We start from the raw sequence: 18,195 nt of genomic DNA on the forward strand, positions 1-18,195 counted from the left end.
ATGTCTTCCGGTCACTGGGCGGGGGGAGTTCCCTCTGGCCGGATGCAGTCGTCGAGGCCGCCCATCACGCTCACCTGTCCCCCGTCCGGGGGCGGAGTGTAGTTGAGGTGGAGCCGGTAGTGGTCGCCGAACGGGCGGATCTCCACGCTGTGGTCTTCCTGCCACCGGACGGTGGCCTGCCGGGCGCCCCAGTACGTCGCCACGGCCGACAGGTACCGACGTCCCTCCTTCAGCCCCATCGTCTCCGTCACGTGCTCCACTCCCGGTGTGATCTGCCCGGTGGTGGTGAGTCTGCGACCGAAGTGGACGCAGGAGGAGACGTCCTCCAGGGGGTAGGTTTTGGCGATCTTCACGGGCAGAGCCTGGAACGTCTGCTGAAGATAGCTGTTCACCACCGTCATCGCTTCCCGCCTGGTGAGAGACGTTCCCGGGGACGTGGCGCATCCCGCCGAAGTCAGCAGCACCACGACGGCCACGCTCCCTTTGATCATGGCGTTCCTCAATTTCTCCTTCTCCCCATAAGATCGTTTGCCTATGCCGTGGACCTGGCCAAGATCGGCTTTCCGTCGTGGTGGCGCCGGCTGAACAGCCCTTCGCGGACGTCGGGCGGGTGGCCTTCGGCCCTTCAGGCAGGCCCCACCGCTACCGCGTGCATTGCTTCCCGGAGAACCTGGTGTCAAGAAGGCCCCGACCCCTCCTGCGCAGGGGGCCGGGGCCGCGCTGAACTTCGGCGTCGGGGGATGCAGGGCGCGCAGCCGGGCATACCGGCGGGCCACCCGCGCCGCGGCCTGTTCGGGATCGCCGCACCGGTTCGAGGCGTACATCGCCCGCCGTTCCTGGGCGTCCCAGCCCGCGCACCACCAGTACCGGTCACCGTTGCATCACACGATCAACCCGGTCCAGACCGACACGAGCGCCAGCCCATAGCCGTCGTGGACGTCGGCGGTAATCTGCCGGCGCGCCAAGGCGTCGCGTAGTCGCTCAGCGGCTTGAACCGCCCAGGAGTCGTACGGCGGGAGCGTCATAGATCTGCCCCCTACGCCGCTGTTTTCGGGCCGGTCGCCAGGATCAGTTCCACGGCCTTCTCTGGCTGCTTTCGGCTGACAGCCTGAGGGGCAGGAGCGTTGTGCGGGCAGACCATGTAGCACTCGGCACGTGCTCCCATGGTCACGGTGACATCGCCCCGGCCCGCGGGGTCGATCACGACCAGCTCAGGAGGGCAGCGGCTCAGCCACGATCGAACAGGGGGTTCGTCGGGCCACGAGGTGGCGTCCTGGCGGTTGGCGAACAGCCCCAGGCTGATCACCTGATGACATCGGGAGCGCACGCCCCGCTCTTTAAGGAGTTGTTGCAGGACGGCCAACGCTTTGTCCTGGGTTTCTGCGGTCTTTTCATCGATGGAAAGGGGAACGGCCCGAGAGTCGTTCACGAGGCACACCTCCAGTGCGCGATCGAGAGATCCGTACGGCGTGGCAGCACTTGCGGGTTCCGTTTTCTGGTGCCCACGAAATCGCCTTATCCGCACCACAGAACAGGGGAGGAATAAGGGCTTCGATTCATCGCGCCGGCTACTGAGACCACTCTGTGGAAAGAGATGTCGAGCTGGAAGACCAGAGGTCGGGCCTGTCAAAGGGCAGATGGAGGGCAGATTGAAGATTTGCCTCCCATGCTTTTTATGGCCATGCTTGAGGCATATCCCGGAGAGGGGGGCGGTCATGGCCGAGCCGAACGTTCAGTTGCGCCAGGCGCGAGAGCGCAAGGAATCTCCGAACATCGCTGGGCAAGTCCTGTCTCGGCAGGAACTCGCCGATATGGTTAATGCGTGGATTTATGAGCATTTGAAGCGTACGGCGTGCCTCAGCGCGAACTACATCGGCAAGATGGAGCGTGGTGTTCTCCACTGGCCCAACAGCGACTACCGCAGGGGGCTGCGTGCCGTACTGGGGGTACGGACCGATGGTGCTCTCGGTTTCCGGCGTCCGCACCACTCGCCGCCCACCGCTACGGTGACGGACGTGGACCGCAAAGAGTTTCTTCGTGCGGCCTTCGGGACTGTCGCGGTGGTGGCCGGTCAGCCGTTCGCCGAGCTGGCGACCGCGACCGAGACGCCCCGCATTCCCTCTGTCATCACCACCGCCGACATCCAGGGCGTACGCGACATCGCGGGGACCTTCTCCACCTGGGGCCATGCTTACGGCAGCGGGCTGGTCCGTGAGACCGTCAACAGCCAGCTCCGCTACTCGGTCGAACTTCTGGCGGTTCGGTGCCCGCAGCGACTGCACCCCGACCTCTACTCGGCGGTCGGACTTCTCGGGCATGTGGCGGCGTCGATGGCGTTCGACGCCTACGCCCACGAGGACGCCAAACGGATGTTCCGGCTGGCATTGGCATGCGCCGAAGAGGTCGGGGACTGGCATCTTCGGGCGAAGGTGCTGTCGACCATGGCCAGGCAGGCGATTTGGTGCGGCGATCCGGACACCGGTCCGACCCTGGTGGAGCTCGCCTTGGTCCGTGCCGACCGGCTCACCCCCGCCGAACGGGCCATGCTGCTGGCCGCCCGCGCTCGGGCACTGGCCAAACTGGGACGCACCCAGGAGACGCTTCACACGGTCGGCGCCGCGGATGAGGAGTTCAGCCGACTGCGCATCGAGGAAGAGCGGCCGTGGATGCGTTACTACGACGCCGCCCAGCACGCCGGAGACACCGGGCACGCGCTGTTTGACCTCGCCGTCCACGGCCGGTTCATCAGCGAGGCGTCCGGCCGGCTTTCGGCCGCCGTGGCCGGCCACGGTGACGCCTACATCCGCTCCCGGGCGTTCAGCGCCATCAAACTCGCGTCGCTGACCATGGCGACGGGCGCCCCGGAAGAGGCCGCCGCGATCGGCACCCGGGCACTGAGCGACGCGTCCACGGTGCGCTCTCGCAGGGCGGCCGACGAACTCCGCGAACTCCACAGGCACGCCGCGCCGTACGAACACATCACCGAGGTGGCCGAACTACGGCATCGCGTCGTCGAAGTGGTCTCCGGCGCATGACCCAGGTCAACCCCCCACAGGACGCGAGCCTGAAGGCGCTGCACGTCGCCTGCCGGCAGACCGGGATCGGCGTGAGCGGAGCCGAGCCGGTCCGCTTCAGTGAGAACGCCATCTACCGGCTGCCGCACGGAGTCGTCGCGCGGGTCAGCCGGGCCGGCGGGCTTCAGACCGCCGCCAAAGAGATTCAGGTGGCCCGCTGGCCGGAAGGCGCTGGGGTGCCCGCCGTGCGGGCGCTTGCCGAGGTGGATCAGCCGGTCGAGGCCGAGGGCAGGGCGGTGACGTTCTGGCGGGAGCTGGCGGGAGCTTCCGTCGCACCGGCCGGGCACCGCCGCCGACGCCGCCGCCCTGCTCAGAACGCTGCACGGTCTGCCCCTTCCGGAGCAGTTCGCCCTTCCCCCACTCAATCCGTTCGTACGGCTCGGCGAACGGATCGACCACGCCCGCATGTACACCGCCGCAGAACGGCGGTGGCTGCGCGAGCGCCTGGCCGGTCTCGAACGCGAATACGCCGCGCCGCCGCCGGGCCTGCCCGCCTGTGTGGTGCACGGGGACGCCTGGATCGGCAACGTGCTGGTGACCGAGGGCGGCCGGGCGGTCCTGGCCGACTTCGAGCGCAGCGCGTTCGGGCCGCCGGAATGGGATCTGGTGTCCATGGCGGTTAAGTACGCCACCCTTGGTGGGATCTCCGCGGATGACTACGCCGCGTTCGCCGCGACCTACGGCCACGACGTCATGGCCTGGGAGGGCTATCGGGTGCTGCGCGACATCCGGGAACTCCGCCTGGTCACCATGGCGGCGCAGGCCGGTATGGAGGACGCCGGGGTCCGGGGCGAGGCGGCCGTACGGCTGGCCGCGATCCGCGGCCAGAGCGGTCCCCGCCCTTGGCACTGGAAAGCGGTGAGCCGGTGACATGCACCTGAGAGCGGCCCGACTCAGGGAGCGACTGCCGGACGTGACCAGGGCCGGAGGTGACAGCAGCGATGACAGCAACGTCCCCGCACGCGGGCTCACCTCGACTACCGTCCACCACCCTCTGACCACGGCATCCCGCACCCGACGAGGGCGATCGCTCCGCCTGAAAAGCGGAAGGTCGGCGGTTCGACCCCGCCCCTGACCACAGCAACTGAGCAGGGAAGATGCCCCGAACGATCAACGTTCGGGGCTTTTTTGATCTTCGGTGACAGCAACGCCACTCGCTGAATGGCGCTGCTCCGTGCCGTACGCGGGGCTTGACAGCCGGAACCCAGGTGCCGCTCCCATACCTGCCGCAGAATCCGGACCTTCGGCAGGCGGCGTAATCGCGGCGGAGCCTCGGTGGTGTACACCGCATTTAAAATCGTTATGCCGTCCTGGCCGACTCGCAGCGTGTACGCGGCCAGTTCCTCCTTTCCCTGGGGCAGCCGGTCATAGCGGATCGGACGGGCATACCGCTGTGTCCACTCCGGCGTGATCAGGTTGGCCGGCCAGTCCTCGTTGACGGCAGCCGGCTCCTCCAGGGCGGCCCGCAGCGTTTCGCCCACCGGCTCCACCCGGTTCAACCGGCGCACCGCAGCCAATACGTGGGTGGAATCGGCGCGCACCCGTCCTCGCCGATTGACCAACCCGGCTGCCGTCGGCCGATCGACCATCATCGCCGGCAGCTGGTCAGCCCGATCTCCCTTGGCCATTCGAAACTCGCTGAGCACCGAGTGATCGAAGGTGAGCTGTCGGACGTCGAGCTGCCGCCCCCACCGCAGGATCCGGGCGGGTTCGTCGGCGGTGACGGCGTGGGCGGCGTGCCGTACGGCGTCGGCCGGCAGGTCGGCAGTGGCCCAGGCCAAGGGCGGAGAGGCAGGGGCGCCGGGGCCGTCGAGGCGGATCACGGTGTGGAAGTGCACCACCCCGCGCCGCTGGTACTCGGCGACCTTGGCGAAGGAGATCGTGCACTGCTGGCGCAGCTCCCGCAGTCGTTCTTCTGGAGCGAGGTCTTCGCGCCATCCCCAAAAACATGAACACCTATTTAGACTTGGACTGAAATGGAAAGTATGAAAAGATGAATCCTCTGCTCACGCCTTCTATAAAATTAGTCTCCAGTCTAGCCCCTGTGACCAAGTCCACAAGAGCCATGGGTGCGGCGCACGCGTTGTCGGTCATGCGGAACAGGTCAAATAGCGGAGACTGGTGAAAAACTTGCGGAGGCCATTCATTGGATTCGAAAATATCGACACTCCAGATAATTTGACCGTTCATGATGCGTTCGAGTTGATTGACCCCTTCGGCGTTCCAGTGGACGTATGTAAAATCCGCATCCTTGCTTAGCGCGGCGAGGATATCGGATCGGCTGGCGTGATAACCAATCTCTAGAAGTGAGGCCGTAGACCCCTGACATGCATACGATACGTGTACTACGTTGTTGTTGGAGAACTCGTCGGGTTGTCCTGCCCTTGCTTCCCATGGGTGGCCGAGAGTGAGGCGATCCCCCAATTCCCGCTCTTCGAGCGCATGAGTCTTCGACTCAATGACTGCCCAGCAAAGTTCGACTCGCAGTCATTGGTATTTCGCGAGAAGAGGATGTCGACGGCGACGATGGCGCGTTTTCGGCCGTGATGTTTTGCTGCTCGTCGGTAACGCTCGACCAGGAAGGTGCTGGAGCGGGAGGCGGCCGCGACGATCTCGCCGAGTCGGCGATTGCCCTTGCCGGCGGATCTGCCTGACCGCGAACGACACCGGCTGAACCATCTGAAGGAAACGTACGTTTGTGGGGCATGAGATTACGAATGACCCTGCTCGTGGCACTGTTGTCCCTGACTGCGGCCTGCGGAGGTGCGGAATCGGATACGTCGGCGACCCTGGCTGACGATGGGCCGGCGAAGCCGGTTGCATTGTGGGGTGCCGAAGGCGGGTTCGTGACCGCGACCATGAACGTGCTGCGTCCGCCGAGGGTGGTGCTGTACAGCGACGGCCTGGTGATCGTTGACGCGAGCAAGCAGCTGAAGCTCACCGATGCCGAGACGGCCGAGACGGTCGCGTCGATGGAGACGTACCTGACCGGGCAACCGCCGACAGCGGAGCCCAAACCGGGCGCGCCGATGGTGACGGACGTGCCGACCACCGTCCTCGGGGTACGGGGGAAGGACGGAAAGATGCTGGAGGTCCGGGCCCCGGCTCTGGACCAGGTCGCGAACTTCTACCCGAAGGAGCTCTCGGAGGCGAAGAAGCTGATGAACGGCTTGGCGACCCGGGTCGCCGCCGCGGGCACCGGCTACGTCGCCACCCGCGTCCGCATGGTCGCCGAAGGGGCCGCCTCGGCGGAGGGCAAGCCGGCGCCGTGGCCCCCAGGGGTCCCGGAGCCTTCGGGCACGGTGGACCCGATTTGGCAGAAAGACATCGAAGGGGCGGCGGTGAGTACGACCATCAAGGCGGTGCCTGCTGGGCAGGAGTACGGCCGGTCACTCTTCAAGACCAGTTCGGGTGCACTCTTCGTGCTCTCCTGGCGGTACCTGTTGCCTGACGAATAGCAAGGGCTGATGACGGGAGCTCACGGCTACTTTATCAAGTCGTCGTCCGCCAGACGCGCAAACCATGATGATCAGCAGACCGAAATGGCCGACATGAAGCCTGGCCGTGCCACCGGTGGGTGCTGAAGGCGGGCGGCGGCGGATCCGACCATCTCGCTGCTAACACATCTAAGGCGGATACTATCCCTCTCATCGCTTATTTTGACCAAGGAGTTCAGGAAGGCCCCATCCATCAGCCCGACATCGGGCTGATGGATGGTCGGTGACAATCTCGTTGCCGACATCAGTGGGGGACAGGCGGCCGGGCTACGTACGATCTGGATCGACCGAGGCGCTTGGGACGGTCACGATCACAGCGCGGATCATGTCACCACCGACGTGCTTCAGGTCATGGAGATTCTGCACAGCGAGCGGTGATCGAGCGGCCATGCCGCAGCCCGGCGAGGAGTGCCGTACAGCAGCCTCGTACAGCAACACCGTCTTACGCGATCACATCCCATCGCACCGCATCCACCGCCTGACCAGGGCTGAGGTTCCTCCGACCTGGCACCTGCCGTTCACTCGTAATGAAGGGGTCGCATATCGGATGAGGGGGTCAGACGTCTGGTAGGAGGCGAACGAATCTATCGGGCCTATCGGGGCCGATACTAGGCTTTAGATCATGAAGCGTCTGATCGTCGTGGTGCTGGTGGTCGGTGGCCTTGCTGGTGCTGCCGCCGTCGTAGGCGTCCTGGGGGTCGGCAGTTTCGCGGTGGATCGCCTGGGCTTGTTGTTGATGCCCCGCTCGCCGTTTCCCCGCTGTACCGACGATGACAAGCGGCTTGCTTCGGCTCTCGTAGTGCTTAGCATTCTCGATGCCCGTCCGGTCGAGGCGAAGCCGGACGGGAAACGTCTCGGGGGGTGCAATGACGATGACCGGCTCGCGTATGCCGAGCAGTCCTACCAGCTTTCAGTATCGCGTGCCGACGTGCCGTCCTTCTACCGCGAGGTTGCGATCAAGGACGGCTGGAAGTCGGCGCCGATGCCGAAGCAGGAGGAGAGTGCAACGCAGGTCTGCTTCACTAAGGTCATCAACAGCCGGAATGTCTATCTGTCGGTGGGGTACTCCGACAGGCCGGAAGAGAAGGACCGCGATGACTACTTCTTGCAGGTCAGTTCTGGCCCCAGCGGGAGCAATCTGTGCTGATGCCTGGGAGGGGTGTTCGGCCGGTCTGAGGTTCCCCCCGCAGGACGGACACCTTGTCTGAGTCGGCCTTGTGTCGGCTGGGAAGGAAGAGACCCGTGCCTGCGCCACAGCATCGTCGTGGTCACCGACGGTGAGTCCTTCCGCATGCGACAAGCCCGCACTCGAAGCAGCGGGCGCCTCGCCAAGAAGTAGTCAACTACGAAGGCCTGGGGACTTTTACCTGGCCACCGGCGGCGACACGCACTTGGCCGTTGACATCGGTCCTCGGGTCAAACTGCGGCCCGAGGCGGTACCCCTTGATTCTCACAGTCGGTCTTGGGGCGGCAGGGGACGTTCTTGACGTGCTTGGCGTTCAGCAGCCAGCAGGTGAAGCCCTCGGCTTCCAGCAGGTAGTAGACGGGCTTCCAGTATTCCGAGACGGCCTCCATCGCCACCAGGGTGACCTCCTGGCAGCGCAGCCAGTCGGCCAGGTCCAGCAGCGAGGACATCAAAGTGGAGTACTCGCGGACTTTCTGGCGGCGTCGGCCGGGCCGCTCCTCGTGCGGGACGCGCACGCACACCACCAGGCTGGTCTTGGCGATGTCGATGGCGGCCGCGGTCGATGAATTCGAGCGGTTCGCGGTGGTGTCCTCCATGGCGTTGCCTCTTCCGGCTGCCGGGGTGGATGGGGAACGAGCGGTTGCCCGGGGAGCCGACGGGGACAGTGAGAGCCGGGCTCACGTGCTCGAAGCGACAGTTGGGGCCCCTCAAGCGGCTCCCGCGTCAGACTGAATAACGGTCTCGGATCGGCGCCAGGCGGAACACGACATCGGCGGATAACCACTCCCGATTTTCACGCCCGGGGGGCGTCAGCGCCAGCGACAACATGGACTGAAAAGCGGAAGGTCGGCGGTTCGACCCCGCCCCTGACCACAGCAACTGAGCAGGAAAGACGCCCCGAACGATCGTCATTCGGGCCTTTTCTTGGATCTTCGGCGACAGCAGCGCTGATAGCAACGACCTCGCACACTCAGGAAGCGGCCCTTCCCTGCCGAGGTGAATGGTCCTCCTGATCCACGCCGGGATCCGACCTGAGCCACAGATACGATCATAGAATGAAGTCGGTTCTCTCACCGTCATGGTGCCGTCGCGCTGCTGTCGTCCACAGGGAAACGGGTGAGAGCGAACTGGCGGCCACACCCATCATCGACTGGAAACATCCTCGGGTAATGGAGTTGGCGGTCGAAGTCCAGGGCGAGAGCGCCGGGGCGGATCGGGATCTTCTGATCACGGCTCACCGGCTCATCGCCGCACGAGTACGTCCGGTATATGCCATGAATGACAGGCAGCCGGTCTCCAGGACGCTTCTTTTGGAGCGCGGATCGTGTAGTCAGCGGCTGGCGGTTTTGGAAGCGGTGGGGCGAGCCTGCGGGATCGCCGGCAGGGTCAGAGGGTTGCTGGTGGACGGGCGCTTCTGGCATCCGCGTTTTCCCCGGCTGCGGATACTGATCCCGCATCAGGTGGTGCTCGCCTGGCCAGAGTTCCTGCTCGACGACCAGTGGGTGACCGTCTCCGAGTTGTACGGCGATCTGAGCACATTGCAGAGAGGAGGCGGGTTCACGAACACCGGTGGCGAGACGCTCTTCGACGCGGTGGCCCGCACCGCTGTGGACTGGGACGGTGCCACCCGCTCGCCATGTGATCTATCCGGCCACGTTCTGGCCGATCTGGGGTACTTCAGCTCCCGCGACGCTTTGTTCCGGACTCATGGTCAGACGTTGTGCCTGCCGACTCGCATCACTGCGGACCTCATCATGGGCCGTCGGGCAGCTTGGGACACAAGCTTCGACTACTCACGTGATCTTTCTTAGGTTACCGGTCGGGCTGCAACACTCGGATTGAAATTGCCGACCCGGATTGCGACCTCCTGAAGGGTGCTCCGGGTGACCACATTGCACGTGATGTCGGGCGGATTGAGGCGCCCCTTGGTGGCTTCGAGAGCACGCCTTGATGGGCAATGGCTCGACCGCCCTCAGCCGACTCTACCTCTCGATCGGCCACCCGCCGAAGGCATCCAGCCCACCTGATGCGGACTGAGCGGCAGCCGGTTGACGAACAGCGGCCTGGCGCGGTGCTTGTAGTCGGTCGGATTGATCCCGAAGGACCGAATTCGGGCTCGGGCGTGGGCAGGTCGACCGCGATGAGAAAGGCGGTCCGCTCCGCGGCCCGCCGTGCGTCGGGCGACCGTCGGTCGCGCTGCGGCTTTTCGGCCGATCGCGGCCGCGCTGTCCACACGCTAACGGCAAGCGGCGCAGCCGACACAAGCGCAGATAAAACCATCTTTGGAGGACTCTATGTCCCTTGGAGCGGCCAGTGTCTCGGTGAAGTGTTCCTTCGTACGGTGTGTTGCTGTCGAGATCGTGCCACTGAATAGCAATCGCGACCTTTCGGTCATTGTCCACTAGAGCACCCATGAAGATATTTTCGCCTTTTTCTGGAATCTCTGGCGATGGTCGCTCTTGCGGTCGAGTCATTGGGTGGCTAGTTCGATTTCCTGTTATGTGTTCTTGTCTTGCTTTTAAGAGCAAAGGGCAAATAGCCTGGCGTGCTGTCACGGTTGTCGGCAAAGGAGCCGCAAGTCAATGTCGTATCCCCATCAGCCCTAGCAGGGGGGCCACGGTCAGTGGCAGCCCCAGGGCCCCACGTACCCGCCCCAAGCTCCTGTGTACCAGCCGCAGGCCCCTCAGCCTCAAGCCCCGCCGATCGTGATCAACAACGTTGTGTCGGCGTCAGCATCGGCCTCCGCTTTTGCGGTGGGATACCACGTTCGGCGCAAGCGCCAGAAGTTCTGGGTTCACTTCTGGCTGTTCCTGTTCACCGCCGGAATCGGTAATGCAATCTACGCACGGTATGTCATCGACTGGAACCGGAAAAACGGCGCATAAGATATTTACCGTCATTTACCCTCTCGTAGATCGAACAGCTGCGGGAGTTGCACGGATGATCTGTTGGGTCGGGCCGGGGCGCGGTGTCAGCCTTGCGGCTGGCCTGTTTCCCCGGCCGCCCGCCGAACCGGGCGTGCTCGTCTCCAAGCACCCGGCTCTCCACAGATTTCGTGCCGATGGGTCACGCGCGCCGAGGGCAAGACGTACGCTTCATAAAGTACGTACTTGACGTTCGTTGCGGAGTTGGCGCAAGTGAACCTTTCGGAGATCGAGTTCGTCGATCGCATGGGGCTGATCATGGAGCGTCTGGGCGGGACGCGCACTATGGGCCGCCTGTACGCGTGGCTCATGATCTGCGACCCGCCCGACCGGTCCCTCACGGACCTGGCGGCGGAACTCGGCGTGAGCAAGACCTCGGTCAGCACGGTCGCCAGGCAGCTGGAGCTGAGCGGAATGGTGGAACGCGTCCCCACCTCCACCCGGGAGCACCACTACCGGATGGTCGGCGGCGGATGGGCCCAGGTCATGCGGGTCCAGCTGGCCGCCGTCAAGCAGAGCCTCGACACGCTCGACTTCGGGCTGTCGATCCTCGGTGACGACCGGCCCGGCCAGCGCGGCCGACTGGAGGACACCCGGGAGTTCTTCGCCTTCATCCTGCAGGACTCGGACGAGATGTTCGAGCGCTGGAAGGAGTACCGCGAGAAGTCGTCCTGACGTACATCGGCAGAGGGATCCTCAACCAAGGAGAGGCGATGTCCGGCATCGTCGAACGGTACGACATCCCCCAACAGCACTTCTGGCTGCACGGGCCCCGATCGGGCCCGGCGGTCGAGTTCGACGCCCGCACCGGGCTGTGGAACGTCTACGGTTACCCGGAACTGCACGAGGTCCTCGGCGACCCCGTGACGTACTCCTCCGACACCATGCGCGTGGTCCCCAGGGAGTTGATGCCCAGCGGGGATGACTTCTCGCTGGAGGGCTTCATCACCCAGATCGACCCGCCGGAGCACGGCAAGCTGCGCAAGCTGGTCAGCAGCGCCTTCACCCGCAAGGTCGTGGCGGACCTCGAACCGAGGATCGCCGCGCTCACCCACGAGCTGCTCGACGCGGCGCGTGAGCGCGAACGGTTCGAGCTCGTGAACGACCTGGCCTATCCGCTGCCGGTCATCGTCATCGCCGAGCTGCTCGGGGTGCCCAGCGGCGATCGCGCCCTGTTCAAGCGGTGGGCCGACGCGCTGTTCCAGCGTGACGCCGAGATCTCGCTCAACCGGTCCGCCGAGGAGCGCAGCGCGGACATCGAGGCCACGATGGGACCGTGGAAGGAGATGTCCGCCTATCTGGCCGCCCACGCCGCCGAACGCCGGCGACAGCCGCGCGCCGACCTGCTCACCAGGCTGGTGGAGGCCGAGGTGGACGGCGAACGTCTGCCCGACGAGCAGGTGGTCAACTTCGCGATCGTCCTCCTGCTCGCGGGGCACATCACCACGACGATGCTGCTCGGCAACACGGTGCTGTGCCTGGACGCCTTCCCCGAGCAGCAGGACAGGGTTCGTGCCGACCGCTCCTCGATCTCGGCCGTCATCGAGGAGTCCATCCGGTTCCTGACCCCGTTCGCCCTCCTGGGCCGCGCCACCACCCGCGAGGCCCGGCTCGGCGGTGTGACGATCCCGGCCGACCAGATGGTCATGGTCTGGCTCGCGGCGGCCAACCGGGATCCGCGCCAGTTCCCCGACCCCGACGTCTTCGACCCCGGCCGCGACTCCAACCCGCACCTCGGCTTCGGCCGCGGCATCCACTTCTGCCTGGGCGCTCCCCTGGCCCGGCTGGAGGGACGGGTCGCGCTGAACATCCTGCTCGACCGGTTCGACGTCCTGCGTACCGATCCGGACGATCCCGTGCAGTTCATCCCCGCGCCGTCCCTGGCAGGAGTGCGCCGCCTGCCGCTCATTCAGGGGTGAGGCCGAACGGCGGACGCGGCCCTGAAAGGTAAAGCCACCCGGGAGACCACCCCGGTCGGTGATCAGGCCGGCCGGGGTGGCGACGGCGAGACCGTTCGATGGTATCTCCAGGCGATCATGTGACGTGGTCGGCCGCGACGCCGGAGAGGTCCGATGACGGCGGCACCGAGGGCGGTGTCTCCGCACACGGGCTCGCCCCGGCCGCCGTCCACCACCCTCTCAGCATGACCAAGATTCTTGGCCGGGTCCCCGGGGTGACGCCGGCCCTGCCTCGGCCCGTGACCGGCCCGTCTCCTCGGCCGCCGTCACACAGGTGCCGCTGAGCACGCCTATTCGCTTTTACCTCACCAGTATTACTCAATGGACATGTCGCTTAAGTGGTGCGAACAAGTATTTAATTGTATCGGTGTACGCCTGTTTCATCGTGCCCTGACCGAGGGAATGACTGAGGGGGAATTTTTCGCCTCGACGGGCTTTGGAGGCGGGAAAGCATGATGGCGGCTGTCCGGTTGACCAGGCTCGGGGGTCGTCGATTCGGTTGACAATGATCTTGTGAGTGTAACTTCTCGCTCACAAAGAGAGCAGGGCGATGAATGCTGACCTCGGCGATGGAAATCAGAGACCCGAAGGTCATGTCAACGAGCTGAGCGGAACGGTGCTGGGGTCGGCTCTTCAGGCTCGCGACGTCCACGGTGGGATTCATCTGCATCGGACGTCCACCCCACTGCCGAAGCCGACCCAGCTGCCGGCCGGCAGCGTCCTGGTCGATCGCGCCGAGGCGCTCGCCCTGCTGGACGACATACGTTCCGGCCACGGCGGGGTCGGCGTGCCCAAGGTGGCGGTGATCAGCGGCCCGGCGGGGATCGGCAAGACGGCGGTGGCGTTGCACTGGTCGCATCGGGAGCGTGACGGGTTCCCGGACGGTCAGCTCTTCGCCGATCTGCGCGGACACGCCGTGGACGCCCCCGTGCAGCCGGCGGAGGTCCTGGGACGGTTCATCCGCGCGTTCGGAGTCGCGCCCGAGCGTATACCCGGCGGTCTGGCGGAACGTTCGGCGCTCTACCAGTCGCTGGTCAGCGAACGGCGTCTGGTCGTCGTGCTGGACGACGCCCTCTCCGCGGCTCAGGTGAGCCCGCTCCTGCCGGCCTCGGCGAACAGTGTGGCGGTCGTCACGAGCCGGTGGCGTCTGGCGGGCCTGCTGGTGCGCGGTGCCAGGGGAGTCCAGCTTGACCAGCTCAGCACGGACGCGTCACTGGAGTTGCTGAAACGGGCCGTGGGTGACGAGCGGGTGCGAGAGGAGCCGGGCGCCGCCGGTGAACTGGTGAGGTTGTGCGCTCGGTTACCGCTCGCCCTGTGCGTGGCCGCCGCCCGGCTGGCCACCAGACCGCACTGGCCGCTGTCGGAGATGGTGGAGGACCTCACTCATGAGCGACAGCGCCTCACCGCGCTGTCGATGGAGGACGACATGACGATCCGGGCCGCCCTCATGCTCTCCTACCGCGGGCTCTCACCGTCCGAGGCGGCACGGGTCTACCGGCTGCTCGGCCTCTTTCCCGGCGCCACTTTCGACAGTTGGGCGGCCGCCGCCACGGTGACGCTTCCGCGTGCTCAGGTCCGGCGGCTGCTGGGAGTCCTGACGGACGCCAACCTGCTCGACGACGTACCGGGGGGAAGCTACCGCTTCCACGATCTGACGCGGTTGCACGCCCGCGAGCTGGCGGAGCAGGAGGAAACCGAGACGACCCGCGACCAGACCGTACGGAGAGCACTGGACTGGTTCCTGTACACCGCCTCGGCCGCGAGCCGGACGGCGATGCCGTACCGCCGTGTTCCCTGTCAGGCGGTGGTCCACCCACCCGCCGAGCCGATCGCCTTCACCGGCTCGGCGCAGGCGCTCGACTGGCTTGAGGGCGAGTTCGACAACCTCAGGGCGGCAGGGCGTACCGCCTACGAACGGGGTCTGTTCCCTACCGTGTGGCAGCTGGTCGACGCGCTCTGGCCGCTCTTTCTCTACCGCGGCCATCACGCCGAACGGCTGGAGGTCGACAGGTTGGGGCTGGCGGCGGCGCGGGCCTGCTCGGACCCCCTGGCCGAGGCCAAGATGCTGAACCGGACGGGTCTGGCGCTACGTGTTCTCGGCCGGCTGGACGAGGCCGCCGACGACTTCCGCCGGGCCCTGGACATCTGGCGCCGTGAGGGGAATCGGCAGCGGATGGCGGGAAGCCGGCGCCGGCTGGGGCTGGTGGAGATGGACCGGGGCCGCGTCGACGAGGCCGTCGTCCTCTTCGAGGAGGCACTCGACGGTTATCGCGCGGTGGACGAGCCGCGCAAAGTCGCCCTCACCCTGTGCGATCTCGGCAACGCGCTGATCGAGAAGGGGCGGGAGGAGGAGGCCGTCGCGTATCTGGGGGAGGCGCGACGGCTCCTCGCGCCGGAGCCCGATCGGTACAACCAGGCGCGTGTGCTCATCCTGCTCGGCCGGGCACGGGGCGGGGGATCCGCGGCGGCCGATCTTCTGACGGAGGGACTGGGGGAGATGCGGCAGATCGGTTCGGAGACCGGCGAGGCCCAGGCTCTCCAGGCGCTGGGAGACCTCGCCCTGCGGAACCGCCGGTACGGCGAGGCGCGTGATCTTTACCAGGAGGCGCAGCGGATCCTCGCGCGACGGGGGGCGCGGAGCGTGCGGCTGGAGGATCGCCTGTCACGTCTGAACGGCGTCTGACGATCGGGCGTCCCAGCGCCCGATCACGGTGGGAGGCGGGTAGGAGGTCTTCAGGGCGGTCAGTTCCCCGGAGGTCAGCGACGCCGTCACCGGGGTGTGGTGTCCGATTTTCCAGCCCGCGTGCACCACCGCCGTCTGCAGGGCCCGTATCGGATCGTTTGTCCTACGCCAGACATGGAGGAAGGTGGCGAACAGCGCGTCGCCCGCCCCGGAGGTGTTGACGACCTCCCGAGGGGTCACCGCGTCCACCCTGATGAGCAGCCCGTCCCTGGTGCCGAGGATCGCCCCCTGCCCGCCGCGTCCGATCCCCACCAGCCGGCAGCGCGGGTAGCGGTCGAACACCTTCGCCACCCACAGCTCAGGCGGGTCCGGGAGGCGCTCGTGACTACAGAAGATGATCTGCCCGGCCTCCAGCCACGGACGGTTGTAGGGGTCGGCGAGGTCGGCTATGAGGTGGACGTCCACGGCGATGGGGACACCGAGCCGAGAGGCTGGCCTCACCAGGTCCCGGACGAACTTCGCGTTCGTCAAGATCAGAAGATCGGCCTCGGCGGCCTCCGCGTCGAACAGGTCCCACGGATAGGTGACCTGGTTCACCGGCGCCAGGTGCGGAAATCCCATCCGGCGGCCGTCGGGCGTGACGAGCGTCACGCCCGACGACGATTCGGAGCCCTCGACGAACCCGGGTCCGAGCAGGCCCTCACGGTCGAACTCGGCCGCTATTCCGGCACCCACGAGGTCACGCCCGACCACGGTGCACAGGCGTACGTCGTCGCCGAGCGCCTTCAGGATCCGCGCGATGTGCCCCGCGGCCCCGGAGACGCCGCAGGCGAGCCAGCGTGGCGACGACGTGGAGGTGTATCGCACCGGGAACTCCTGTATCCCGACCGACATGTAGAGACTGACGGCACCGGCGACGACGATCTTCCGGGTCATGCGGACATCCCTTCGGCACTCCACGACGGACGACGGGCCAACCTGATCTGCGCCCTGCCGGCCACGTCGAGTGACCCGAGGCGGTCGGCGGACGAACCGGTGTACCGCCCCACGATCACCGAGGCGGTGGTCAGGCCCTCGAACGGCAGCCGGGCGGCCCGCCAGCCGTACAGGAACGATCCGTAGACCGCCGGCCACGGATCGGCGCGGCCCGGGAGCCCTCCCGCCTCGGTGATCGCGGCGAGCCGTCCGTCGCGCAGCCCGGCCAGACAGCCGTGCCATCGCCTGCCGACCGCGACCTCGCAGCCGGGATACCGGTCCAGGACGCGTGACACGCCGCCGACCGGGGCGATCCGGGATCTTCTCGATCTCACGAGCACGTCGGCGACCTCGCGCCACTCCCGGTCCACCAGGTCGTCCAGACCGGCGACGATGTGCGTGCCGGCGAAGACCTGGACGCCGGGCGGCATGCCGCGATGGTGCCGTGTCCGGGGGAAGAGCATGAGGTGGGGTTCCCGTAGCGGCCCCTCGCGAGGGATCACCAGAATTGCCGGCGGGCTCCGCCTCGGTACGGCGGCTCCGGGCCCGGGTGGGTGCCGGATCAACCTGAGCGCGTGGTTGAGCCGGAACACGTGAATCGCGGCACGTCTGTCGAGCATGTAGGCCCTCCGATCTATTCGGTGAGGAAGGGCACCGCGGCCGGTGCGGTCGCCGGGATGGTCGCGGGCTGCCGCAGGTTCAGCAGCCGGTAGATGAGGTGGCGCATGTTGCGGCCAAAACGACCCGGCGCCGACGTGATGCGTTCCGTGACGGTCCGGTAGTGGCCGGGCTGTATCTCGACGGCGACCCTGGCCAGCTGGTCACGGAGTGAACCGCGCCTGGAGACCCGGGGCGTGATGGCGGCGAGCGCGGCGAGCGTGGAGGCCGGATCGACGTCGGAGCGCGGGAAGCTGGCCAGCATGATCGGGACCCCCGTGGCCGTTCCGTACAGGGTCGCCGACCCGTGATCCCCGATGACCCAGTCGGCCGCGGCGAGGACCGCACGCCAGTCGGCCTCGGGCGGCACCAGACTCAGCCCGCGCCGCAGGCAGTCGGCGAGCCAGGTTCGCACCTGCCAGATGCCGTGCCCGAACCAGACGTTGGGATGCAGGAGCGCCACGACGCGGAACTCCCGCTGGGGCAGCTCGGTGAGCAGCCGGGGCAGCAGCTCGGACCGCCGGCCGAAGAGCGACTGCGGACCCCACGTCGAGCTGACCACGACCAGTTTCCGGTCCGGGCCGACCCCCAGTGCCCGGCGGTACGAATCGCGGTGCGGCAGGCCGGCGACCAGCCTGTCGTACGACGAGTCGCCGATGACGGTGGCCCTCGGTAGCGCCTCCGGGCACGTCCGTCCGAGCCGGCCCAGCTCGGACGTGTGGGAGAGGACGATCGCCGCCGGGAGTACGGTGCCGTCGTGCAGCAGCCGTTGAGCGTCGAGCCCGTACGCCACGCGGTCGCCCACGGCCCGGGCGCCGTCCCGTACGGCCACGAGCTTGTTGAAGCCGGAGCCGTGCGGCATGACGATCAGTGGCGCGTGGATCTCGTGAACCGCCCCCAGGCTCGCCGTGATGGCGAGGTCGAACCGCTGCTGAGTGGCCTGTATCCAGGGCACGGACACCGCCCCCAGGCCGTCGATGAACTGCGCGACCCCGTTGCTGAACACGTCCGGAGCCATGGTGAACACGACCTGGACCCTCAGGTCGGACTCCACGAGACGGACCGTGTCCAGCAGGCGCTGCCCCGATGTGACGGTGTGGACGACGACCAGGACCATCTTGCAGTCTCTGCGCGTCACCCATCGGCCGGCGTCGAGCCCGATCGGGACCCTGCTCCATTCGTGACCAGACATTTGTTTGTCATTCCCCCTTGGTCGAGCCTTCGGCTGTGTGGGCGAGATC

Annotated in this window: 15 protein-coding genes and 2 pseudogenes; 9 read left to right on the forward strand and 8 right to left on the reverse strand. The window is 66.6% G+C overall.

The features are described 5' to 3' along the window. Nucleotides 1-11 precede the first annotated feature (11 nt). Nucleotides 12-491, reverse strand: a complete 480-nt coding sequence (locus tag ACWEF2_RS14140; protein ID WP_453815155.1) for a hypothetical protein — start codon at nt 489-491, stop codon at nt 12-14. 545 nt (nt 492-1,036) lie between these two features. Further along, nucleotides 1,037-1,429: a hypothetical protein gene (locus ACWEF2_RS14145; protein WP_453815156.1), complete on the reverse strand. Its 393-nt coding sequence runs from the start codon at nt 1,427-1,429 to the stop codon at nt 1,037-1,039. 409 nt (nt 1,430-1,838) lie between these two features. Between ACWEF2_RS14145 and ACWEF2_RS14150 the strand changes: the two genes are divergently transcribed. Further along, a complete protein-coding gene (locus tag ACWEF2_RS14150; RefSeq protein WP_453815158.1) occupies nt 1,839-3,035 on the forward strand; it encodes a hypothetical protein in 1,197 nt (398 codons plus the stop codon). A 312-nt stretch (nt 3,036-3,347) separates the two neighbouring features. Further along, nucleotides 3,348-3,944 (forward strand): annotated as a pseudogene (locus ACWEF2_RS14155) (phosphotransferase family protein); the annotation flags it as partial. A gap of 107 nt (nt 3,945-4,051) precedes the next feature. On the opposite strand, the gene ACWEF2_RS14160 reads toward ACWEF2_RS14155, so the two are convergent. After that, nucleotides 4,052-4,702: a hypothetical protein gene (locus ACWEF2_RS14160; RefSeq protein WP_453815160.1), complete on the reverse strand. Its 651-nt coding sequence runs from the start codon at nt 4,700-4,702 to the stop codon at nt 4,052-4,054. Nucleotides 4,703-4,783: 81 nt separating this feature from the next. After that, nucleotides 4,784-4,981 (reverse strand): annotated as a pseudogene (locus ACWEF2_RS14165) (replication initiator); the annotation flags it as partial. An 810-nt stretch (nt 4,982-5,791) separates the two neighbouring features. Between ACWEF2_RS14165 and ACWEF2_RS14170 the strand changes: the two are divergent. From ACWEF2_RS14170 to ACWEF2_RS14180, 3 genes are all read left to right on the forward strand, one after another. Further along, nucleotides 5,792-6,532 (forward strand): hypothetical protein, encoded by a 741-nt coding sequence (locus ACWEF2_RS14170; protein ID WP_453815162.1) that lies wholly within the window; start codon nt 5,792-5,794, stop codon nt 6,530-6,532. Nucleotides 6,533-6,787: 255 nt separating this feature from the next. After that, nucleotides 6,788-6,949 (forward strand): HAD hydrolase-like protein, encoded by a 162-nt coding sequence (locus ACWEF2_RS14175; protein WP_453815164.1) that lies wholly within the window; start codon nt 6,788-6,790, stop codon nt 6,947-6,949. A gap of 244 nt (nt 6,950-7,193) precedes the next feature. Beyond that, entirely contained in the window at nt 7,194-7,718 is a 525-nt protein-coding gene (locus ACWEF2_RS14180; protein WP_453815166.1) for a hypothetical protein, read from the forward strand. Between the two features lie 269 nt (nt 7,719-7,987). On the opposite strand, the gene ACWEF2_RS14185 is transcribed toward ACWEF2_RS14180, so the two are convergent. Beyond that, nucleotides 7,988-8,353: an IS110 family transposase gene (locus ACWEF2_RS14185; RefSeq protein WP_453815168.1), complete on the reverse strand. Its 366-nt coding sequence runs from the start codon at nt 8,351-8,353 to the stop codon at nt 7,988-7,990. 459 nt (nt 8,354-8,812) lie between these two features. Between ACWEF2_RS14185 and ACWEF2_RS14190 the strand changes: the two genes are divergently transcribed. The 4 genes from ACWEF2_RS14190 to ACWEF2_RS14205 all read left to right on the forward strand — a co-directional run bounded on the left by ACWEF2_RS14190 (nt 8,813) and on the right by ACWEF2_RS14205 (nt 15,322). Then, entirely contained in the window at nt 8,813-9,568 is a 756-nt protein-coding gene (locus tag ACWEF2_RS14190; RefSeq protein ID WP_453815170.1) for a transglutaminase domain-containing protein, read from the forward strand. Nucleotides 9,569-10,894: 1,326 nt separating this feature from the next. Then, nucleotides 10,895-11,356, forward strand: coding sequence for a GbsR/MarR family transcriptional regulator (locus tag ACWEF2_RS14195; RefSeq protein WP_453815172.1), 462 nt, complete (start codon nt 10,895-10,897; stop codon nt 11,354-11,356). A 38-nt stretch (nt 11,357-11,394) separates the two neighbouring features. Then, nucleotides 11,395-12,600 carry a cytochrome P450 gene (locus ACWEF2_RS14200; RefSeq protein WP_453815174.1) on the forward strand — a complete coding sequence of 402 codons (1,206 nt, stop codon included), beginning with the start codon at nt 11,395-11,397 and terminating at the stop codon, nt 12,598-12,600. Nucleotides 12,601-13,189: 589 nt separating this feature from the next. Continuing rightward, the gene (locus tag ACWEF2_RS14205; RefSeq protein ID WP_453815176.1) at nt 13,190-15,322 is read left to right on the forward strand and encodes an ATP-binding protein; all 2,133 of its coding nucleotides are present in this window, start codon (nt 13,190-13,192) and stop codon (nt 15,320-15,322) included. Here the strand turns inward: ACWEF2_RS14205 and ACWEF2_RS14210 are convergent. Genes ACWEF2_RS14210 through ACWEF2_RS14220 form a run of 3 tightly spaced genes read right to left on the reverse strand, consistent with a single transcriptional unit; the run spans nt 15,302 to nt 18,146 of the window. Continuing rightward, nucleotides 15,302-16,258 (reverse strand): carbohydrate kinase family protein, encoded by a 957-nt coding sequence (locus tag ACWEF2_RS14210; protein ID WP_453815177.1) that lies wholly within the window; start codon nt 16,256-16,258, stop codon nt 15,302-15,304. The genes ACWEF2_RS14205 and ACWEF2_RS14210 overlap by 21 nt on opposite strands. Then, nucleotides 16,255-16,917, reverse strand: a complete 663-nt coding sequence (locus ACWEF2_RS14215) for a hypothetical protein (RefSeq protein ID WP_453815179.1) — start codon at nt 16,915-16,917, stop codon at nt 16,255-16,257. Before ACWEF2_RS14215 ends, ACWEF2_RS14210 begins: the two co-directional genes overlap by 4 nt. Before the next feature lie 14 nt (nt 16,918-16,931). Continuing rightward, the gene (locus ACWEF2_RS14220; RefSeq protein ID WP_453815181.1) at nt 16,932-18,146 is read right to left on the reverse strand and encodes a hypothetical protein; all 1,215 of its coding nucleotides are present in this window, start codon (nt 18,144-18,146) and stop codon (nt 16,932-16,934) included. Nucleotides 18,147-18,195 lie beyond the last annotated feature (49 nt).

The organism is Streptosporangium sp. NPDC004631 (genome assembly GCF_053601935.1).